Annotated in this window: 20 protein-coding genes and 1 tRNA gene; 5 read left to right on the forward strand and 16 right to left on the reverse strand. The window is 48.1% G+C overall.

The window, feature by feature from the left end; translation table 11 throughout:
* Positions 1-2: 2 nt before the first annotated feature.
* From AWQ23_RS03230 to AWQ23_RS03245, 4 genes are all read left to right on the forward strand, one after another.
* On the forward strand, positions 3-230 hold the full coding sequence (locus AWQ23_RS03230; RefSeq protein WP_012306244.1) for a DNA-directed RNA polymerase subunit omega: 228 nt from the start codon (positions 3-5) through the stop codon (positions 228-230).
* 162 nt (positions 231-392) lie between these two features.
* The gene (locus AWQ23_RS03235) at positions 393-2,039 is read left to right on the forward strand and encodes a DUF3685 domain-containing protein (protein ID WP_062432453.1); all 1,647 of its coding nucleotides are present in this window, start codon (positions 393-395) and stop codon (positions 2,037-2,039) included.
* Positions 2,040-2,110: 71 nt separating this feature from the next.
* Complete coding sequence (locus AWQ23_RS03240; RefSeq protein WP_030005870.1) at positions 2,111-2,545, forward strand: NUDIX hydrolase; 435 nt, start codon at positions 2,111-2,113, stop codon at positions 2,543-2,545.
* 39 nt (positions 2,546-2,584) lie between these two features.
* Positions 2,585-2,971: a RidA family protein gene (locus tag AWQ23_RS03245; protein WP_062432456.1), complete on the forward strand. Its 387-nt coding sequence runs from the start codon at positions 2,585-2,587 to the stop codon at positions 2,969-2,971.
* Positions 2,972-3,128: 157 nt separating this feature from the next.
* Here AWQ23_RS03245 and AWQ23_RS03250 read toward each other — a convergent pair whose 3' ends face one another.
* The 7 genes from AWQ23_RS03250 to AWQ23_RS03280 all read right to left on the reverse strand — a co-directional run bounded on the left by AWQ23_RS03250 (position 3,129) and on the right by AWQ23_RS03280 (position 10,464).
* The gene (locus AWQ23_RS03250; RefSeq protein ID WP_012306248.1) at positions 3,129-4,592 is read right to left on the reverse strand and encodes a DEAD/DEAH box helicase; all 1,464 of its coding nucleotides are present in this window, start codon (positions 4,590-4,592) and stop codon (positions 3,129-3,131) included.
* A gap of 180 nt (positions 4,593-4,772) precedes the next feature.
* Entirely contained in the window at positions 4,773-6,092 is a 1,320-nt protein-coding gene (gene rimO, locus AWQ23_RS03255; protein WP_062432459.1) for a 30S ribosomal protein S12 methylthiotransferase RimO, read from the reverse strand.
* A 136-nt stretch (positions 6,093-6,228) separates the two neighbouring features.
* On the reverse strand, positions 6,229-6,861 hold the full coding sequence (gene hisG / locus AWQ23_RS03260) for an ATP phosphoribosyltransferase (protein ID WP_012306250.1): 633 nt from the start codon (positions 6,859-6,861) through the stop codon (positions 6,229-6,231).
* Positions 6,862-6,908: 47 nt separating this feature from the next.
* Entirely contained in the window at positions 6,909-8,123 is a 1,215-nt protein-coding gene (locus AWQ23_RS03265; protein ID WP_062432462.1) for an ATP phosphoribosyltransferase regulatory subunit, read from the reverse strand.
* Between the two features lie 34 nt (positions 8,124-8,157).
* Positions 8,158-9,087, reverse strand: a complete 930-nt coding sequence (locus tag AWQ23_RS03270) for a J domain-containing protein (RefSeq protein WP_062432465.1) — start codon at positions 9,085-9,087, stop codon at positions 8,158-8,160.
* A gap of 71 nt (positions 9,088-9,158) precedes the next feature.
* Positions 9,159-10,001 carry an inositol monophosphatase family protein gene (locus AWQ23_RS03275; RefSeq protein ID WP_062432468.1) on the reverse strand — a complete coding sequence of 281 codons (843 nt, stop codon included), beginning with the start codon at positions 9,999-10,001 and terminating at the stop codon, positions 9,159-9,161.
* A 94-nt stretch (positions 10,002-10,095) separates the two neighbouring features.
* The gene (locus AWQ23_RS03280; RefSeq protein ID WP_012306254.1) at positions 10,096-10,464 is read right to left on the reverse strand and encodes a 2Fe-2S iron-sulfur cluster binding domain-containing protein; all 369 of its coding nucleotides are present in this window, start codon (positions 10,462-10,464) and stop codon (positions 10,096-10,098) included.
* A gap of 71 nt (positions 10,465-10,535) precedes the next feature.
* On the opposite strand from AWQ23_RS03280, the gene AWQ23_RS03285 reads away from it, so the two are divergent.
* Positions 10,536-10,622, forward strand: a tRNA-Ser gene (locus AWQ23_RS03285).
* 74 nt (positions 10,623-10,696) lie between these two features.
* On the opposite strand, the gene AWQ23_RS03290 is transcribed toward AWQ23_RS03285, so the two are convergent.
* The 9 genes from AWQ23_RS03290 to AWQ23_RS03330 form a co-directional block, all read right to left on the reverse strand.
* Positions 10,697-12,616: an ABC-F family ATP-binding cassette domain-containing protein gene (locus AWQ23_RS03290; protein WP_062432471.1), complete on the reverse strand. Its 1,920-nt coding sequence runs from the start codon at positions 12,614-12,616 to the stop codon at positions 10,697-10,699.
* Between the two features lie 49 nt (positions 12,617-12,665).
* The gene (locus AWQ23_RS03295) at positions 12,666-13,106 is read right to left on the reverse strand and encodes a DUF29 domain-containing protein (protein WP_198158685.1); all 441 of its coding nucleotides are present in this window, start codon (positions 13,104-13,106) and stop codon (positions 12,666-12,668) included.
* 57 nt (positions 13,107-13,163) lie between these two features.
* The gene (gene thrS / locus AWQ23_RS03300) at positions 13,164-14,978 is read right to left on the reverse strand and encodes a threonine--tRNA ligase (protein WP_062432476.1); all 1,815 of its coding nucleotides are present in this window, start codon (positions 14,976-14,978) and stop codon (positions 13,164-13,166) included.
* 54 nt (positions 14,979-15,032) lie between these two features.
* Positions 15,033-16,133: an IS4-like element ISSysp2 family transposase gene (locus AWQ23_RS03305; RefSeq protein ID WP_062432013.1), complete on the reverse strand. Its 1,101-nt coding sequence runs from the start codon at positions 16,131-16,133 to the stop codon at positions 15,033-15,035.
* 126 nt (positions 16,134-16,259) lie between these two features.
* Positions 16,260-16,745, reverse strand: coding sequence for a crossover junction endodeoxyribonuclease RuvC (locus tag AWQ23_RS03310; protein ID WP_062432479.1), 486 nt, complete (start codon positions 16,743-16,745; stop codon positions 16,260-16,262).
* A 179-nt stretch (positions 16,746-16,924) separates the two neighbouring features.
* On the reverse strand, positions 16,925-17,299 hold the full coding sequence (locus AWQ23_RS03315) for a DUF5615 family PIN-like protein (RefSeq protein WP_062432482.1): 375 nt from the start codon (positions 17,297-17,299) through the stop codon (positions 16,925-16,927).
* Positions 17,283-17,525, reverse strand: coding sequence for a DUF433 domain-containing protein (locus tag AWQ23_RS03320; RefSeq protein WP_012306261.1), 243 nt, complete (start codon positions 17,523-17,525; stop codon positions 17,283-17,285). The genes AWQ23_RS03315 and AWQ23_RS03320 overlap by 17 nt, the downstream gene beginning before the upstream one ends.
* A gap of 197 nt (positions 17,526-17,722) precedes the next feature.
* Positions 17,723-17,920, reverse strand: a complete 198-nt coding sequence (locus AWQ23_RS03325) for a hypothetical protein (protein WP_062432485.1) — start codon at positions 17,918-17,920, stop codon at positions 17,723-17,725.
* 81 nt (positions 17,921-18,001) lie between these two features.
* Positions 18,002-18,820, reverse strand: coding sequence for a class I SAM-dependent methyltransferase (locus AWQ23_RS03330; protein ID WP_062432488.1), 819 nt, complete (start codon positions 18,818-18,820; stop codon positions 18,002-18,004).
* Positions 18,821-18,956 lie beyond the last annotated feature (136 nt).

Consider the following 18,956-nt stretch of genomic DNA (forward strand, 5'->3'; position numbering starts at 1 on the left):
GTATGCAAAAACGTAGCTCCTTCGATTCTGCAGAAATTATGCACCGGGCTGAAGATCTCATGCAGGCCGCATCCAATCGTTACCGCATTACTGTGCAGGTGGCTCAGCGGGCTAAGCGCCGCCGTTACGAAGAATTTGATGCCGTTGAAGATCCGTTAATGAAGCCGCCGATCCGCGCCATTATTGAGATGTCCGACGAACTGACCCAGCCTGAAATTATTGGGGAATAGGTCAAACCATATTCTTGTTTAGGTTTATCGTTATTTAAGAGGTTAACAGGTAGCCCCTAAGCAAAAAATCCACAAGAAGTTTGTGGGGAGCGATGTATTACAGGCGTCAACCAGTACACTGGGAGCATTGGTAACTCAGTGTAAGACATTCGTAAGCTTCCCATGAAACTGCTGTTGGTAGATGATGATCCCATTTTTCGTCTAGGCTTTTGTACCGCTTTGGCCCAGGAAACGGATTGGGCGATCGCCGCAGAAAATTTCAGCACCATTTTGGCAGCATCCCCCCGCAAGGATTTGGATCTAATTCTCTGTGATCCCGCCTGGCAGGGGGATCGTCATTGGCGTCGATACCGCGAACTACAACGCCTTTACCCCACAACGCCCCTGGTTCTTTGCACGGCACAATTGGATTCAGAGCGGATTTTACAGGCAAAACGGGATGGACTGGCAGGTTATTTCCCGAAAGGATTGGCGATCGCCGATCTCGTCCCGGAGCTGAGTACCATCGCCGCTGGTGGTAAAGTTTGGTCCCAACGTCCCCAGGGCATTAACCAAAATTTGTTCGCTGGAATGCGTCGCCGGGGCCTTAACCAGATTTACACAGCCCTAGATCGCGTCGAAACCTACCTCGCCCAAGAGAATCTCCCGCCCCTGTACCGTGCAGTTTTCGCTGGACAACAACGGGAACTCAAAACAGCAGCCTGGCTCCTGCGCCATTGTCTGCCCCAAAGTGCCATTTTCCTCAATACAGTTCCTCCCGCCCAGCCCCAAACGCCTCCCGCCGGGGCGATCGCCATTGCCTCACCCGTAGAGATCACGACGACCAATAGCCGCTGGCAAATTCTCCTCGAAAAGACCTTTGTGAAGCTCAATGGCTCCCTGAAAAATGCCACTGGCAGTAGCCTAGAACTAGAGATTGTCACCCCAGAAAAACGGCGGGAACTGCTTTATATCATTCTGCAACAACTCAATTTTATTTTTAATGATCCCCAGTGGAAAAATTTAGATCCCGAAGCCTTCCAAGCCCAACATCAACGCAGCATTCGTAACCTCTGGAAATTTAGCGCCCAGGAATTTATTGGCCGCTACCACCTCACCGCTGACAATCAGGCCGAGGGCTTTTTGGAGTTGCTCAATCGGGTGGCGATCGCCAATGCCCCAGACCTAAACCAAAGACTACCCCAAAGCGACGACTTATTCGCCTATCTACTACAAGACCAGCCCCTCAAGATTGATAATGTCACCTATCGTCTTGAGGCCAGGGAAGCCCTGGGACGCAGCCAACTCATTTTAGAAAATTTGTTGATCACCGTCGGTAACGATATCCTGCAATTTATCTTGAATACCCTACCGGAGCCAGAATTACTCAAGGCAGAAATTTACCAGCCAAAACTGCGCTCTTCCCGCAACATTGCCCGTTTTCGCAATGATCTATCGTGGGCCTATCGCCTGCGCAAATATTGGTTAGAACCGAAGGCCATTTTTGAAAGTCAACATCAATTTTTGAGCGTTAGTCCAGTCGGCATCGTGCAAACGGCCGTTTACCAACCCCGATCCGCAGAACTCGCCAACCTTGAGGGGATTCCCTGGCTGGTGACGATTCTCCTGGAACTGAGGGATGCCCTTGCCCCCCGGATTCGCGCCCTCGTGGCCTGGCTCGGTGAAATTTTAGTTTATGTGCTGACCAATGTGATTGGCCGGGCCCTTGGGTTAATCGCTAGGGGCATCGTCGAAGGAGCTGGCAGCAGTTGGCAACATCTCCGGGCGCGCCAAATTGAGCTAGCGAACATGGCCCGAAAAAATTCCTAAAAAGACAATAAGTCTGCAAACTGGCTTCAGAGAAACTGCTATGATCCTGATTGCACTTGCCTTTCTCTGCCATGGCTTACCGTAATCCCGCTCCCACTGTCGATATCATTGTTGAACTCTGCGATCGCCCCCATCGACCAATTATTTTGATTGAACGCAAACATGAACCCTTTGGTTGGGCAATTCCAGGGGGCTTTGTGGATTATGGCGAAACAGTAGAGACAGCCGCCAAACGGGAAGCTTTAGAGGAGATTTCCCTAGAGGTGCAACTGGTTGAGCAATTGGGTGTGTACTCTGATCCCGCCCGTGATCCGCGCCAACACACCATTAGTGTGGTCTTTATCGCTACGGCAACGGGAGACCCCAAAGCGGCAGATGATGCAAAAACGGTCGGCATTTTTCAGCCGTGGGAAGTTCCGCAAAATTTATGTTTTGATCATGGGCGCATTTTGCAGGATTATTGGTCTTACCGCCACCACGGGATGCGTCCCCGTTTGGGTGCTTAACGTAATCTGCAATTTTTTAACGGTTTTAAGAATTTAGTGATGGAAAAACAAGTTATTCAAACTAATCATGCCCCCGCCCCCGTTGGCCCCTATAACCAGGCGATCGCCGCTTCAGGCAAGATGTTATTTTGTTCTGGCCAAATTGCCCTTGATCCCGCCACGGGCCAAATTATTGAGGGGGATGTCCAAGCCCAAACGAAACAAGTCATGGCAAATTTAGCGGCGGTATTACAAGAAGCTGGCGCCACCTGGGAAAATGTTGTGAAAACGGGCGTTTTTCTCAAGGATATGAATGATTTTGCGGCGGTTAATGCTGTGTATGCCACCTATTTTGATGAAGCCACTGCTCCGGCCCGCGCTTGTGTTGAGGTGGCGCGTCTGCCGAAGGATGTCCTCGTCGAAATTGAATGTATTGCCGTGCTTTAAATACACCACTAAAGCTGCATTTTTATAAAGCCTTACCCAAAGAAAAACCTCCATTTCCGATGAGAAGTGGAGGCTCTTTTTTATTTCTATAATGCTTGTCGCATTCCCCTAGATTTAGTGAGTTGGATCACCTGGGGAGTCTAGCGATATCACATTTTTAGGAATGGTTGGAACTGTAGGAACGGCGTCCCCGGGAGCGATCGCCTTTGTAGCCACCGCCACTCCCTTTGTAGTTAGAACGACGTCCGCTGCGGCCACCTTTTTTCGTCGGCTTGGGGAGACCTGTCTTAGTGTTGACTTCCGGTACTTCCCAATCTTCGTTGAGCCATTCGGGGGAATTATTGTCGTACATCATTTGCAATACCGCCGCGGCGATCGCCTGGGGATCATACTCATCACCCAAACGCTTCACAATCGGTAAGAAGGAGGCCATCCGTTCCCCAGCCAAGGCTTCCCGTACTTGGGTTTCCAGGCGGGTCACCCGTTGGGCTTCTACTTCAGTGCGGCTCGGAATAGTCGAAACTTTGAGGGACTGTTTGACGCGCCGTTCAATTTGACGCAACAACCGGCGATCGCTGGGTTCGACGAGGGCGATCGCAGTACCCGTTTTACCAGCCCGACCCGTCCGACCGATCCGGTGGATATAACTTTCCGTATTATCCGGTAAATCAAAGTTAATCACGTGGCTGAGGTTTTCCACGTCCAGACCCCGCGCCGCAATATCCGTGGCGACGATCATCTTGATTTTGCCGTCTTTAAAGCGACGTACCAGTTTTTCCCGTTGGTTTTGGTTGAGGTCGCCGTGGTACTCATCGGCACTTTGGCCCGCTTCAACCAACTCATTGGTCAACTCCGAAGCTGTGCGTTTCGTGCGCACAAAGATAATCGCCGACTCTGGGTTTGCCATTTCCAAGATGGGTAGTAACGCCTTGGTTTTTGACCAACCGCGCGGAATCATGTAGACCTCTTGGGCAATGCGGTCAGGCGTGACCTGGGGCTGTTTGATCGTGATGTTGATCGGGTCATTGAGGAAATTTTCCACCAGGTCCCGGATTGCGGGGGGCATGGTCGCCGAGAAACAAACCGTTTGGCGTGTTTTGGGGGACTGACGCAAAATCTTTTTCACATCATCAATGAAGCCCATACTGAGCATTTCATCGGCTTCGTCGAGCACCGCCCAACGGAGTTCTTCAAAGGACAACTTACCCCGTTCGAGAAGATCGATGACCCGGCCCGGCGTGCCCACAACAATGTGGACGCCTTTTTGTAGGCTGCGAATTTGCCGTTCCATGGATTGACCACCGCAGACGGTGAGCACCCACAGACGACGATCCACGGCGAATTCCTTAAGGGACTGGGTCACCTGCACCGCCAGTTCACGGGTAGGAGTGAGGATCAAGCCCTGGACAGTCTTTTGTTCCAGGTCAATTTTTTCAAGGAAAGGCAGGGAGTAGGCGGCGGTTTTACCTGTACCTGTTTGGGATAGTCCCACCACGTCCCGTCCTTCGAGGATTGCGGGGATCGCTTTACTTTGAATTTCGGTGGGCTTCTCGAAGCCAATATTTTCTAACAGGTCAACGCGGGCGTCGGATAAGCCGATGGTTTGAAAAGAAGTGGTCATAAAAAAGTTGTAAGGTTTATGGATGGGTTTTTGCTAAGGTTTGACAAAAATTGGGAATGCGTCTTGTTTAAGGGCAATCCCTCCCCCAACCCTTTTCCCAAACTGGGTTCTTTGAAATAAAACCGATTGGATGCTTCTTGGCAGTCTGGACAATGCCGGGGGTGTGGCTGGACGGTCTAGTTATGCTTCCACGATGGTGCCGTAGAGGTCATAAATATCCGCAGCGGTAATTTGAACAGGGACAATACTGCCGAGGGAGGCTTCTCCGGTGACATATACCAGTCCGTCAACGTCTGGGGCAAATCTAGGCGATCGCCCGATTAATTCACCAGTCGCTGGGTTTTCCTGTTCGATCAGCACATCCACCGTTTGTCCGACACAAAGTTCATTGCGGCGGGCAGCAATCGGTTGTTGAATTTCCATCAGAGCATCCCGACGGCTATCTTTGACAGATTGCGGTAGTTGGTTCGGTAAATCAATGGCAGGGGTTCCTTCCTCAGCCGAGAAAGTAAACACACCCACATGATCAAACTCGTGACGTTTCACAAAATCCACGAGGTGCTGGAAGTGTTCTTCCGTCTCGCCGGGGAAACCCACGATAAAGGTGGTGCGCAAAATTGCATCGGGTAACGCCTCTTTCAGGTCTTCAATGATTCGATCATTGACGCGACCTTGCCAAGGACGATTCATCGCCCGAAGAATATCTGGATGGGAATGTTGTAGCGGGAGATCCAGATAGGGAATAACGTTGGGGGTATCACGCATCGCGGCGATTACCTCAGGGGTCAACCCCGTCGGATAGGCATAGTGGATGCGGATCCAAGGGACATCGACGCCCCCCAAGGCTCTGAGGAGTTCTGCCAGTTTGGGTTTGCCGTAGATATCTTTGCCGTAGTTGGTGGTGATCTGGGAAATCAGAATAATTTCCTGGACGCCTTGCTCAGCCAATTGTTTGGCTTCGGCCACGATGGACTCAATGGGGCGCGATCGCTGATCCCCTCTGAGGTGAGGGATGATGCAAAAGGCACAGCGGTAATCACAGCCTTCCGCCACCCGGAGATAAGCCACCGCTTCGTTGGTGGTGCGGTAGCGGGGCACAGTTTCGTCAGCGATATAGGTGATTTCTTGGGAAACTTCCTTTACAATCTCACCCTGTTCGGTGCGTTGAATCACGTCAACAATTTTATGATAATCCCCAGTGCCTACGAGGGCGACGGCTTCAGGCAATTCTTCTAAAAGCTGCTCTTGGAAATGTTGCGCCATGCAACCGGAAATGACGATTTTCTTGTTTGCCTCTGCCAATTCCACTAGGGTACGCACAGATTCGGCGCGAGCATCCTCGATGAAGCTACAGGTGTTGACGATGACGTAATCGGCTAGTTCTTCGTTTGCATCAACCTCATAACCAGCATTTACCAATAGCCCAATCATATGTTCGGAATCGATGCGGTTTTTTTCACAACCAAGATGGGAAATGGCGATTGTCGGTTTTGTGGTCATGCAGTTTCTAGTAAAGAACGGAGTTCAGGTCAAGATCTAGGAACGATTTCTTAATGCATTGTAACGGATCTTGGGGCGATGCTGAAATATTTTTTAGGAATTTGTCAGCAAACCTTGTTACCATTTGCCCAAAAATTTAGAGGATTTGCTCCAATTTTTGCACCCAATCGAGCATATTGTGACGGTTGGCGCGGTAACTGGTGGGGTGGGCAATGAGGCGAACGGTGCTATGGAAGAGCACTTCAACTTCTTCGAGGTTATTTTCCCTGAGGGTATTTCCAGTGGAAACAAGGTCAACGATCGCCTCGGACATGCCGGTAATGGGGCCGAGTTCGACGGAGCCGTGGAGGGGGATGACTTCGATGGGGAGATCGAGATCGCGGAAGTAGTCTTTGGCGCAGTTGACAAATTTGGAGGCTACACGGCAGTTGGGGGGGAGTTGCCGGGGATTTTTGTAGGGGCTGGCCTTGGGGACGGCAACGGAGAGACGACAACCACCGAATCCTAAGTCTAACAGATTCGCGACATCGGGTTTTTTCTCCCGGAGGACATCGTAACCCGCAAAGCCCAGTTGGGCCTGGCCATATTCGACATAGACGGGAACGTCATGGGTGCGCACGAGCATCGCCCGGGCGGTGCCAGTGGGATCGGTGATTTGCAGTTGGCGATTTTTTTTATCGAGGAAGGCGCTAAAGTCTAACCCGACTTGTTGGAGGAGGGCGATCGCCTCTGGGAGGAGGCCACCTTTGGGAATGGCAATGGTAAGCATTTTTTCGTTAGCAGTGATTCAAAAATCTTAAGGAAAAAGAATTTAAGTTAGAGGGTTTCGAGTTTGGGTTCGCCACTGGGGTCAATCCAGGCGAGGTGGGTAATGTGGCTGCTGCGGGCATAGGCATAAATTTCGGCAGGCGATCGCCCTCCCAGTTCCACTTCGACGCGCACCATTTCATCCCCTTGACGCAGGGTTTGGGCATAGTGAAATACCTGCTGCTGGGCATTAGGTTCCGTCGCAATCACCAGCCAAGCACTGCCAGCGAGTTGTTTGGGCAGTTGGGGACTTGTCAACAGACAGGTGTGTAGTTCTTCAATATTCAAGCAAAAGCCAATACCGGGGTGATTTTCCCGTTGGGGATGATACAAGCCCAGAAGCTGATCATAGCGGCCACCTTGACCCAAGATATAAGACTGATGATTGGCAAAATTAACCACCTCAAACACAATGCCCGTGTAGTAATCAAAGGTCTGAATTAGGGTTAAATCCAAGATAATTGGCAGTTGTTTCCGGGTACTCCCAGCCAATAACGTAAAGAGAGCCTTAAGATTCGCGACGATTTCCTGCGCCTCTGGCCCCAGATCAAACTGACTCACCCGCGCCAATACGGTTTCCGGCTCGCCACGCAGATCAAAAATGTCCAGGGCATAGGCCTTGAGATCCTCATCCAGGGGCAATTCCTGCAACCCAACCCGGTCTAAATTGGCCACACAATGACGAACTGTTTCTCTTATTGGTTCAGGAAACGGATCCAAGAGCGATCGCCCCAGGGCCGCCTCCCCTAAAATTAACTGCCAATCTTCTAAACCCAGGGCATCGAGGGAATCTGCTAGAAGCAATAAAATTTCTGCATCCGCCACAATTCCTGCCGCAAAGAGTAACTCTACTCCCGCTTGGTAAAATTCCATCTGTTTGCCGTGGCTACCCCGGGGGGGATGGCGAAACACATTGGCCCGGTAACAAAGCCGTTGGGGAAAGGTATTTTCGGCCATTCTGGTGACAGCCGCCCTGGCGATCGAGGCCGTTAACTCTGGACGCAAACCCAAAGCTTGACTTTCTGCTGTTTGTAGTTGAATGACCTTTGTGCGATCCACCGCCCCGCCAGCCGTGAGCGTCTCCAACCATTCCAAAGTAGAGGTGACGATCCGCTGGTAGCCCCACTGTTGAAAAACCCGTTGGAGATTGTCATTAATCCAGGCCTTTTGAGCAACTTCGAGGGGTAATAAATCCCTGGCACCTGCGGGGGGTTGATGAATCATGAAATCCGTATGTTGAGCTTTGCCGTCGCCTATTCTACTTCTTTTTCCCGCCAAACAAACCGCCAAATAAACCCCCTTGTTTATCGGAGCTCCCTTTCTTGGCCCCTGGTTGGGTCTCTAGGGCGCTGCCCATCACTTTTTCGAGGGCTTGCTTGGCTTGGCGCACGAGGGGATCTGTTGGTTTGGAGAGGTAAGCTTTTTTGATATGCACCTTGGCCATTGCCAGTTGGTTTTGGCTGAGATAGGACAGTCCCATGAGGGCGTGGGCCTTGATGCAGTTGGGATCGAGCTGGAGGGCATCTCGGAATTCCAGCACGGCCTTGGCATAATTTTTCTTTTTTAGGTGTTCTTCCCCTCGCCAGAGGGCTGCATCTAGGGAAGATGTGCTGGTATTTTTCGGCGGCGGGCTGACGGTAGCGCCTGATGTCGCCATGGTTTCCCCAGGATATTGGGGCATGGTTTCTTTGGTCTCGACTTTTTTAACCTTGCCGAGATACTGGAGATAGACGAGGTTCAGTTCGCTTAAGGTGGCGATCGCCTGGGGGACTGTGGCCATCGTTTGGTAATTTGCCTGGGCCAAAGCGGCCACCTTCTCCCGGTAGAGCGTCGAAATATTCCCTGGGGTATCGAAGAGTTCCTGGGCTTCCGTCGTAGTGAGGACAAGGTTATCTGTCTCATTACTCAATTGCTGACTCAATTGCACCAGAATCACTTGGTATTCCGACCAGGAAGCCGGTTTAGACAGTTTTTCGTAGGCCGGATTCACGAGCTTTGACAAAAATTCACTGGCCAAGCGTTTATCCAGAGCCTGGGTTAGGGTACAGGTATCCGGGTGGAGCCGTTGGGCAATTTGTAAATAGGCTTTGCGCACGACTTTTGGATTCGCATCAATGGGCAAGCCGAGCACCGCAAAATGGTCGGCAATTTTTCGAGCAAATAATCCTTGGTTAATGGCAAGCGACATATGTTTGTGGGGGTCCCATTGAACTAATTATGACTGATTCTAAAAAAGGTACAACCGTTTAATGATGGTTTTTATGAATCCGCAGCGTAATAACTCTGAAACCATCCTTGGGCCTCTTGGAGGGCGACACTCAACGGGGTATGAATTTTGCCATTCGTCGCCAAGAGCCGACCACTGCCCATATCGAGGGGGGCTTGATCGTAGCTGGTGACGAGGCCGCCCGCTTCCCGCAAAATGCAGATGCCCGCCGCCATATCCCAGGGTTGGATGCCCCGTTCCCAGTAACCATCTAGGCGACCACAGGCCACATCCGCGAGATCAAGGGCCGCCGATCCGCCCCGTCTGACCCCCTGGGTTTGGTTGGTGAGGTAACAAAATTCACGGTAATTATTATTCTTCGTTTGCCGGCGATCGTAGGCAAAACCAGTGGTAAGGAGACTATTTTGTAGCTGATCTGTTTTTGAAACTTGGATCGGTTGGCGATTTAGGGTGGCCCCTAATCCTTGGGCGGCGCGGAAGAGTTCATCGCGGTAGGGATTGTAAACAACGCCGACTAACGGTTCGTCAGCATATAACAGAGCAATGGAAACCGAAAACATCGGATAGCCATGGGCATAGTTCACCGTGCCATCGAGGGGATCGATCATCCAGAGGTAAGGACTGGGCTGATTTGTGGCTAACTGGCCTGCTTCTTCAGCATGGATCGGCACATCCGGTAGATGTCTTTGGAGCAGCTCGATAATGGCGGCTTCGGAGGTGGTATCCGCTTCTGTGATCAGATCGCCTGGGGTGGCTTTTTCTCGAATTTGCTGGAGGTTGCCGTAGTATTTTCTGAGAATTGCGCCAGCACTGAGGGCGGCTTCTGTGGCAATGTCGAGGTAGGTTTGGCGTTCGGGTAGGGAGGGAAGGGCCATAGAGATATTTAAAAGGAGATGAGCAGAGTTTGGAATCCAAGAAAGTGGCGATCGCCCCAGGATCAGAGTTGATAATGGGGATGTCTAAATACCGTTAGTCTTCATCAAGGGGTAGGCCAAAGCGAATTTTACCCTTACCGAAGTTGCGCCCAAACTGGAGTTCATACACTTCGTCCTCATCCTGGGTTTCTACCACCAAATCACTTTTGGCATGGCTCACACACATCAGCGCATAACCCTGGCGTTGCAGATCCGGGGAAAGTCCCATGGCATATTTTTGTTCGAGATCCCCAGACAAAACCCGCACAGCGCAGGTCGTGCAGGCCCCGTTGCGACAGGAGAAGGGAATCTGAAACCCTTGTTTTTCGATGCTCCGCAGGATGAATTCGTCTTCTGGGACGGTAAAAGTCTGGGTTTCGTTAATTTGCCGGTAATTAATCGTGATTTTGTGAGTTTTAGCCATGGTTACAGCAGAAAAAATAAAAATTTGCCTTTTCCTTTAGTTATTGTATAATCATTAACCGTGCCCCATCTGGAGAGATGGCCGAGCGGTTGAAGGCGCAGCACTGGAAATGCTGTTTAGGGGTAACTCTAACGAGGGTTCGAATCCCTCTCTCTCCGTTCTAATTTAGAACCTATTTACGAAATCCTTAGACGTGTTGTCTAGGGCTTTTTTATGGCTTTAAAGGCGATGGTTAATGCTCCATTTCTGCTAGTTCTAACCACCGTTCTGTTTTCGCTTCGATGTCTTGATTTAGGGCTTCTAATTTTAAAGAAAGGGTCTGCAATTGCTCATAGTCAACTTGGTTACTGAGTTCCATCTGTAATGCTTCCCGCTGAATTTCTAGCTCAGGAATGATCTCATTTTCGAGGCGTTCTAGTTCGCGCCGTTGGTAGTTTGACAGGCGACGGGATGGGGCTGCTTTTGGCTTGCTAGGGGTTTGTGATTTGGCGATCGCCTCTTTTGGGGGAGGATTTTCCGGTGGGTTTTGGGCGGCTTCTGCCTGTTTATAGTCTAAATAAAGGGAATAATTGCCGGGGTATTGTCTCAGCAGTCCATTGCCTTCGAGGGCAAAAATCATGTTCACTGTCCGGTCGAGAAAATAACGGTCGTGGGCAACGATAATCACACAGCCATTAAAGTCTTCGAGGTAATCTTCCAAAATAGAAAGGGTTTGTACGTCTAAATCATTCGTGGGTTCGTCAAGAATGAGTAAATTCGGCGCACCCATCAGCACTTTTAGCAGAAATAAACGCCGTTTTTCACCTCCCGAAAGTTTCTGAATCGGCGCATATTGTTGATCGGGCGGAAATAAAAATCGTTCTAGCATTTGGGACGCTGTAATTTGTGTGCCATCCGCTGTTTGTACATAGGTGGCAACGTCTTTGATGTAATCAATTACCCGTTGATTTTGTGTGGCTTCATCAAGTAAATCATCGGAATGTTGGTCAAAATAGCCGATATGAATCGTACTACCAATTTCTACTGTGCCGCTATCGGGCTCAAGTCGTCCTGTAATCAGATTTAAAAAGGTCGATTTGCCCGCCCCATTGCCGCCGATAATACCGAGGCGATCGCCGGGATTAAATTCATAGCTAAAATCTTTGATAATGTTTTTTTTGCCAAAACTTTTATAGAGATTCTCGACGACAACAACTTTTTTACCAATCCGTCGCCCCGGTGTATCAATTTCAACTTTACCTTGGGCTTCTTTGAAGGTTGTATTTTGCATATCGGCAATTCGATCAATGCGTGCTTTTTGTTTGGTACTTCTCGCCTTTGGCCCCCGTTTTAGCCACTCTAATTCCCGCCGCAATACCCCTTTATGTTTTTGTTGACTACTAACTGCTGCTTCTTCTGCTAGAGCCTTTTTCTCTAGGTAATAGGAATAATTTCCGGCATAAGTATACAGATCCCCTCGATCAATTTCGATAATTCGGTTTGTGACTTTATCGAGGAAATAACGGTCGTGGGTAATTAACAGTAATGCCCCCGAAAATTGAGTTAAATAGCCCTCCAACCATTCCACTGAATCGGCATCTAGGTGGTTCGTTGGTTCATCCATTAGGAGCAAATCAGGTTCTGATAACAATGCTGAAGCAAGGGCAATGCGTTTGCGGTAACCACCGGATAAGTCCCCTACTTTTGTCTCAAAATCATCAATACCTAATTTACTCAAAATAATCTTGGCATTGGTTTCCACTTCCCAAGCATTCAGGGCATCCATTTTTTCGGTAATGCTGGACAATTTTCCCATTAAACTATTCAATTCATCGCCAGAAGCTTTTGCCATTTTATGGGATAAATCTTCGTAGGCTTTAACCCATTTCATTTGTTCACTGCAATTGGCAAAAATCTGATCTAAAACGGTATTTTCTGGATCAATTTCTGGTTGTTGCGGTAGATAGATAATCCTTGCCCCAGAACGAACGAGCCGCTGTCCCCCATCAATGGGTTCAATCCCCGCAATCATTTTTAAAAGGGTTGATTTTCCGCCACCATTCACCCCAATCAAGCCGACTTTTTCACCATCATCAATACTCAAGCTCGCCTCTTTGAGAATTTCTTTAATGCCGAAATCTTTTTTAATGGATTGAAGGGTAATGATACTCATGAATTGTGAAGGGAGAGAATTAAAATTACTGTTTGGATACTTGATTAGATTAGCTTAAGGATTGTGTTAATAATTGATTGAACTCTATTGGAAAAGGATAATTCTGAGGGAATTCTACATCATATTTAATTTGCATATTTTCAAGGGCTTCTTGGTAGCAATCTAAGAAAATTTCTTGAAGATAATTTTTTAAGCTGGGAGAGTCCCTAAGAATTTTTAATATTTCTTTTTGGGTGCGTCGAATTGTCACGTCCCAACCGCGATGGCATTCTTCTAAAGGGACATATTTTCGTTTGAGGGCATGTTCAAATAAAGTAATTAAACGGCTTTCTAACTCGCGTTTTTCTCGTTTACCCAAAGCCTCTATTTCCTCGATTAAATTGTCTCGATCAAGGGCTTCTAAGTCACCTGATTTTAAGTCAGAGATGGTTTGTTCAATCCATTGATAAAAGTCTTGATCATAGAGGGTTTTTGATTTTGCCTGGGTCATAATTTAGCCCTCGCAATGAAGCGAAAAAGGGTTTACCGTGGTAAACCCCTACAGATATTAGAAATTGGTGTGGTTCGTGTTGGCTTCGATGAGGCGGGAAATCACTTCCTCCATCGGAATCGCGCCGAGTTCTCCAGAGGCACGGGTGCGGATACTGAGGCTATTGGCTTCAACTTCTTTCGCACCGGCGATCGCCATGACAGGAACCTTCTGTTTTTCGGCGTTGCGGATCAATTTACCGAGACGTTCCCCAGAGGCATCAGCCACGGCGCGGATTCCCACAGCTTGCAGTTTGTCCGCTTGGGCTTTGGCGTAGTCATAAAACTCGTCGCTGACAGGGAGAATTCTAACCTGTTCGGGGGCGAGCCACAGGGGAAAATCACCGGCATATTCTTCAATCAGAATGCCGATCAATCGCTCCAAGGAACCAAAGGGCGCGCGGTGGATCATGATCGGCCGTTGGCGGGAACCATCCTCAGCGACATATTCCAGTTCAAACCGTTCGGGGAGGTTGTAATCCACCTGCACCGTGCCCAGTTGCCATTCCCGTTCGAGGACATCTTGGAAAATAAAGTCGAGTTTCGGGCCATAAAAAGCGGCTTCCCCTTCAGCTTCAAAGTAGTCCATATCCAGCTTGGTGACCGCTTTGCGGATTGCGTTTTGCGCCTTTTCCCACACCTCATCGGAGCCAATATATTTATCGGAGTTGGGGTCACGGAAGCTCAGTCGCGCCTTGAAATTTTTCAGTTGCAAACTCTTAAAGACGGTCAAAATTAAATCGACAACGTTAAAGAATTCTTCCTCTAGTTGGTCGGGGGTGACAAACAAATGAGAATCGTCCACAGTAAAGCCCCGCACCCGCGTTAAACCGCCCAATTCACCGGATTGCTCGTAACGATAAACCGTGCCAAATTCCGCCAGACGGATCGGCAATTCCCGATAGGAGCGCAGTTGATCTTTATAAATTTGGATGTGGAAAGGGCAGTTCATCGGCTTCATCACAAAACCCTGTTCCGCCGCCCGTTCTGCGTCGCCATCCGCCATCATCGGAAACATGTCCTCGCGGTAGTTTTGCCAGTGACCGGACACTTTAAAAAGATCCACGCGGGCGATGTGGGGAGTCACGACACCTTGGTAGCCGCGTTTGGTTTGTTCAGTTTTAAGGAAATTTTCGAGGGTGGAACGGATCAACGTCCCTTTCGGCGTCCAGAGGGGTAAACCGGGGCCGACTTGATCGGAGAACATAAACAAACCCAGTTCTTTACCGAGTTTACGGTGGTCGCGTTTGAGGGCTTCCTCTTTGCGGCGTTGGTATTCTTTGAGTTGTTCGGGGGTTTCCCAAGCGGTTCCGTAAATGCGCTGGAGTTGTTGATTATTTTCGTCACCGCGCCAGTAGGCTCCGGCGACCGATTCGAGGGCGATCGCCTTGGGGTTAATATCACCAGTATTTTCGACGTGGGGGCCAGCACAAAGATCCCACCATTGATCGCCGAGGTAGTAGAGGGTGATCGGGTCGTGAATCCCTGCGAGGATTTCGAGTTTGTAGGGTTCGTTGATTTCTTTGATTCGTTTTTCGGCTTCGGCCCGAGAAATTTCTTCACGAATAACAGGCAATTTTTTCTTGACGATTTTCACCATCTCTTTTTTGATCGCCTTGAGATCCGCTTCCGTAAAAGGTTCTGGCTTGTCGAAATCGTAGTAAAACCCATTCTCTGTCCAAGGACCAATGGTGACCTGGGCGTCGGGAAATAGCTTTTGCACTGCCATCGCCATGACGTGGGAGGTGGTGTGGCGAATCCGCTTGAGGGTGTCTGATTCACTGGTTTTGGGAAGTTTCATCGGTTCGAGTTGTTCACCATTCACCTGATCCATGGTTGAAATATGCTCCTTAAAATTGCTCCAAAAAGTTTAGCAGGTCGCCATTCTCTAAGTACAGGACAAAAGTTGTATGGGGTGAAACTCTGACCCAAGTAGAGATTGGGGAGAAGCGGTAAAAAAGCGACGCAATAAGTCAAAGCCATAGCGAAACAAACTCCGAGCTCGACGGCCATGGGCCTTGATGATACGAATCGGCTTTTGGATATGTCGCCATAAACCCGCTTTCATCGCCCAAACAAAGCCAATGGCCAACAGAGCCAGCAGCTTCGACAAACGCACCTTATCGGTAAAATGGGTCGATTCCAAGCAAAAGCCACGGGTCTTAAGAGCTCCAAACAGGGTTTCAATTCCCCAGCGACGACGGTAATCTGCTAAAGCATTTTGAGGGTCATGGGTGGTGATGATAATCAGAAACTCATCCTCATTTTTACTAGCTCTTCGTTTCGAGTCGAGACGAGTGCCCATGACATAGACCTGACGACCCCAGACCCACCGTTTTCCTGGCAGTATTCTTGTTTCGCCAATGGCTAAGGAGCGAAACAGATGTGACCCCGCGATGGCGGGTTGACCTTTGCCTTTACTTATTTTGTCGGTCTGACGTAGGCGCAGACGAAAGGGAATAGGCTTATCGAGCATCAGATACGATAACCAGGGCTTGCCGATAAACTCTCGGTCTCCCGTGAGATAGGCAATCTCGATATTGGGAAATAAGGTTTCAAAGCGTTCGAGCAAATCCATCCGCTCTGTACTATTGCTGTTGCCCCTCTTCTTTTTGAGCATCGTCCACATCAATGGATAGCCGATACCCTCATGGACGACGCACAGCATTAGGATGTTGAAGTCAGTTGTCCCCAATGACCAGTTGGTGCGGTCGATGCTTAAGACCCAAGGTTGCGGGATAGCCGCGATATTCATTACCATCCTGGCGATTTTGTCCATGTTGACGTCAAAGGACTGAAAGAATCGCTGCATGCGTTTGTAATTAGACTCTTCTGCTGCATTGCCTCCCCAGACGGTGGCGAGTTCGGCGAGATTGACGGTTTTAGCCCGGAACAGTGCCACCAGGAAGAGGGCGATAAATGACAGTCTGGCTCCATGCCATCCGAGATGAGGTCGCAATTGGCGGCGAATTTCGCTAATCTGATTCATGAGGGCTTGATTGATTTGTGCTTATTTCCATCAAACCCTCTCCCTCTATCCTTTTCAAGCTTTTTGTCCTGTACTGAGCGCCATTCTATGTTATCCGTTGTCTCTGCTGGACTGGGGAATTTTCACTTACCGAATGTCATTACGCAAACCACAAGCGGCGGCGTAGGCGATCGCAATGGCATCGACACTGTCATCGATAGGCATCGTCTCCATCCCAAAAATCGACTGCACGAGGGTCGCTACTTCCCGCTTATCGGCCTTTGCATTACCGATGTGGCATTTCCAACTGGACTGGTGCAGATAAATCGGTTCGATGTTTAATTCTCGCAGGCTAACCAAGTTTAAAATGCCTAGACCCTGTAATACGCCCCCTGCTGCTTTGATCTGACGGCTAAAGAAGGGCATCTCGATGGCGATCGCCTCTGGGTGAAATTCCCCCAAAATTTCTGTGTAGTCCTGTTCAATCTCTAGGAGTCGTTGGGGCGTCGATAAATTTTTGGCTGTTTCGATAATGCCGTAATCAAGGATTTGTGGCAGCGTTTGTCCCTGTTCTTCGAGGACAGCCCAACCGATAATCGCTAAACCAGGATCAATGCCAAGCCAACGCTTCATGGCAAAATAATTTTTATAAGGTATTCATTCAGTCATAAATCTAGCATGACATTCAAAAAGCACTTCCAGCACAGTTGAGTAGCTAAAACTGCCAAGATTCCTGTGATAAATATTCAATGTAGGGCGATCGCCTTATCCTTCTATTTTTTTTGCCTGTGATAGCCTTTTAACGGTTGAATTTAGTATTCTTTCATCAATGGGAGACGGCGCATACGAACTCGACTCGTTTCAACTGTCACAATCGCCCCCTGTTCCAAATCCTCTGTCACTTCACCAAGAACTTTTAAGAGCAGATTGGTCAACGCTTGAGCACGCAATCTTTCAATGCGGATGCGAATTACGGAAGGAGAAGCTGCTTCACTTAGAGCCAGTAAAGCATGGAAGTCGGCATCAAGAGTAACAACTACACACTCATCATCTTTTGCTCTTTGAAGGATGTCGGTATCATCTGCTGCCGACAAACCAATCTCAGCAACGTGAATCGTATCGATTCCAGCCTCACTGAGCAACATTGCCGCAGAACGTGGCAAGCCCTGATCAAGCAGCAGTTTCATCACTTTGAGGTAGTTCTAAAATGCGATCATCCAAGTAAGAAGAGGCAAAAATCAAGGCTTCTTGGATATCAGCCTCTTCTAGTTCGGGAAACTCTTGTAACAGTTCTTGGTGATCGGGGTAAGTTGCCAGTAGTTCAAGCACGCGACGTACGGTAAGGCGCGTATCACGAATGCAAGGTTGTCCATTCATCCGATTGGGATTGCTGCTGATACGGTCTAATTTCATAAAATTAACTCTAGCTCGTTCGACGCTAAAGAGCAGTCCCAGTATGTATTGTTGGGTTGCGCTTCAAATATGATAATAGCCTACGGACAAGGATGACTGTTGCTCAACCGAACTTACGACGATGGCGATCGCTAGAAACCGCCAAAAAGCTCAAAGTTCCCGTAATCGATTACTTTCACTAATAATTAGATAGCGTGTCATGCTAGACGACGATAAAGCTCAACATTTTTCTTGAGCACATAGCTTGATGCTTGGGTAAAGTCTTTTTTATGGTTAGTCAACAAGTCTTCTATGCTCTCATACAGTAACTCTTCAGGAGAAACTTGGTTCTTCTGGGCCAACTTTTGCAATCGACTCAACCGCTTATTTGAGAGATTAATGGTAATAGAAGCCATAAAAAAAACTTAAATTTAGAACTTTTAAAAACACTTCCGGTGTACCTGGTTTCTTAGAAGATGCCAAAAGCCTTTAATTAATTAGCGACGAAATTTGCTCTTCAATGCAATAAATATATCAGGACGAAACATCTTTAAGGATAGTATAAGTGCACTTTTGACTGATGTTTCATCTTGTTCCACAAACTCTACTCGATAAGAATCAACTTCAAAGTTTTCGGATTGATAGGTTTTTGAAAAGAAATGACATAAAAAAGGAGTTTTTAGTGCCTCACGGTATGCACTTGCAAAGCTTTTTCTGCATAAAAAGAGTTTATTCGACCCAGCAGCAAAGGGAATAATATCGGATTCAGTTTCTTCTTGCCATAGTTTATAGCCAGTGGTGACATCTGGCCAGTCAGCACGACAATAATCATCTAATGCAATAACACCATCTGTAGATAACGATTTCTCCGCTAAGCGTAAGTCATTTTGAACAATCGATTTCCAATGTCCACCATCTATACTGAAAAAACGTACTGGGCCAACCTGTTGAAGGATGTAATTATCAGTAACATCCTCTGATGAACCCTTAAATATACGAATATTTGAATTTTCAATATCGTACATGGATAGGTTTTTCTGAAATAAATTAAAGTCACCTTTTCCAGAAAGGTCAAGATTCTTACTTTGGTCATCGAATATATCAATACAAAGCGCTAGCTCATTTTTCTTTAACGCCATACATAGTGGAATAAAAGATTTGCCATGATGAACTCCTATTTCGACTAAGCCGCCAGTAATATTTTGCTTGCATTGAAATTCTAATATAGAGCCGATAATTTCAGCATCTACGCGCTGAAGCCAACCAGCCACATCTTTCTTGCCATTACGAAGGTAGTCCCAAAATTTATCATTCATTAGTATAAAGAATTAAAAACGTTCAATTATTACGATGGTTTATTCGAGTTTATATGTCGATCTAAAAATTGAGTAGCCTTCCAATATTATAAAATCAATAAAAATTGCCACGGAATCAGTAAAGTAACTAAAACAA

Source organism: Picosynechococcus sp. PCC 73109, assembly GCF_001521855.1.
GTDB lineage: Bacteria > Cyanobacteriota > Cyanobacteriia > Cyanobacteriales > MRBY01 > MRBY01.

Excerpts from the sequence above, each read along its gene's own strand:
- AWQ23_RS03230 (WP_012306244.1), top strand. The coding sequence starts at position 3 with ATGCAAAAACGTAGCTCCTTCGATTCTGCAGAAATTATGCACCGGGCT.
- AWQ23_RS03235 (WP_062432453.1), top strand. The coding sequence starts at position 393 with ATGAAACTGCTGTTGGTAGATGATGATCCCATTTTTCGTCTAGGCTTT.
- AWQ23_RS03240 (WP_030005870.1), top strand. The coding sequence starts at position 2,111 with ATGGCTTACCGTAATCCCGCTCCCACTGTCGATATCATTGTTGAACTC.
- AWQ23_RS03245 (WP_062432456.1), top strand. The coding sequence starts at position 2,585 with ATGGAAAAACAAGTTATTCAAACTAATCATGCCCCCGCCCCCGTTGGC.
- AWQ23_RS03250 (WP_012306248.1), bottom strand. The coding sequence starts at position 4,592 with ATGACCACTTCTTTTCAAACCATCGGCTTATCCGACGCCCGCGTTGAC.
- rimO (WP_062432459.1), bottom strand. The coding sequence starts at position 6,092 with ATGACCACAAAACCGACAATCGCCATTTCCCATCTTGGTTGTGAAAAA.
- hisG (WP_012306250.1), bottom strand. The coding sequence starts at position 6,861 with ATGCTTACCATTGCCATTCCCAAAGGTGGCCTCCTCCCAGAGGCGATC.
- AWQ23_RS03265 (WP_062432462.1), bottom strand. The coding sequence starts at position 8,123 with ATGATTCATCAACCCCCCGCAGGTGCCAGGGATTTATTACCCCTCGAA.
- AWQ23_RS03270 (WP_062432465.1), bottom strand. The coding sequence starts at position 9,087 with ATGTCGCTTGCCATTAACCAAGGATTATTTGCTCGAAAAATTGCCGAC.
- AWQ23_RS03275 (WP_062432468.1), bottom strand. The coding sequence starts at position 10,001 with ATGGCCCTTCCCTCCCTACCCGAACGCCAAACCTACCTCGACATTGCC.
- AWQ23_RS03280 (WP_012306254.1), bottom strand. The coding sequence starts at position 10,464 with ATGGCTAAAACTCACAAAATCACGATTAATTACCGGCAAATTAACGAA.
- AWQ23_RS03290 (WP_062432471.1), bottom strand. The coding sequence starts at position 12,616 with ATGAGTATCATTACCCTTCAATCCATTAAAAAAGATTTCGGCATTAAA.
- AWQ23_RS03295 (WP_198158685.1), bottom strand. The coding sequence starts at position 13,106 with ATGACCCAGGCAAAATCAAAAACCCTCTATGATCAAGACTTTTATCAA.
- thrS (WP_062432476.1), bottom strand. The coding sequence starts at position 14,978 with ATGGATCAGGTGAATGGTGAACAACTCGAACCGATGAAACTTCCCAAA.
- AWQ23_RS03305 (WP_062432013.1), bottom strand. The coding sequence starts at position 16,133 with ATGAATCAGATTAGCGAAATTCGCCGCCAATTGCGACCTCATCTCGGA.
- AWQ23_RS03310 (WP_062432479.1), bottom strand. The coding sequence starts at position 16,745 with ATGAAGCGTTGGCTTGGCATTGATCCTGGTTTAGCGATTATCGGTTGG.
- AWQ23_RS03315 (WP_062432482.1), bottom strand. The coding sequence starts at position 17,299 with ATGAAACTGCTGCTTGATCAGGGCTTGCCACGTTCTGCGGCAATGTTG.
- AWQ23_RS03320 (WP_012306261.1), bottom strand. The coding sequence starts at position 17,525 with ATGAAATTAGACCGTATCAGCAGCAATCCCAATCGGATGAATGGACAA.
- AWQ23_RS03325 (WP_062432485.1), bottom strand. The coding sequence starts at position 17,920 with ATGGCTTCTATTACCATTAATCTCTCAAATAAGCGGTTGAGTCGATTG.
- AWQ23_RS03330 (WP_062432488.1), bottom strand. The coding sequence starts at position 18,820 with ATGAATGATAAATTTTGGGACTACCTTCGTAATGGCAAGAAAGATGTG.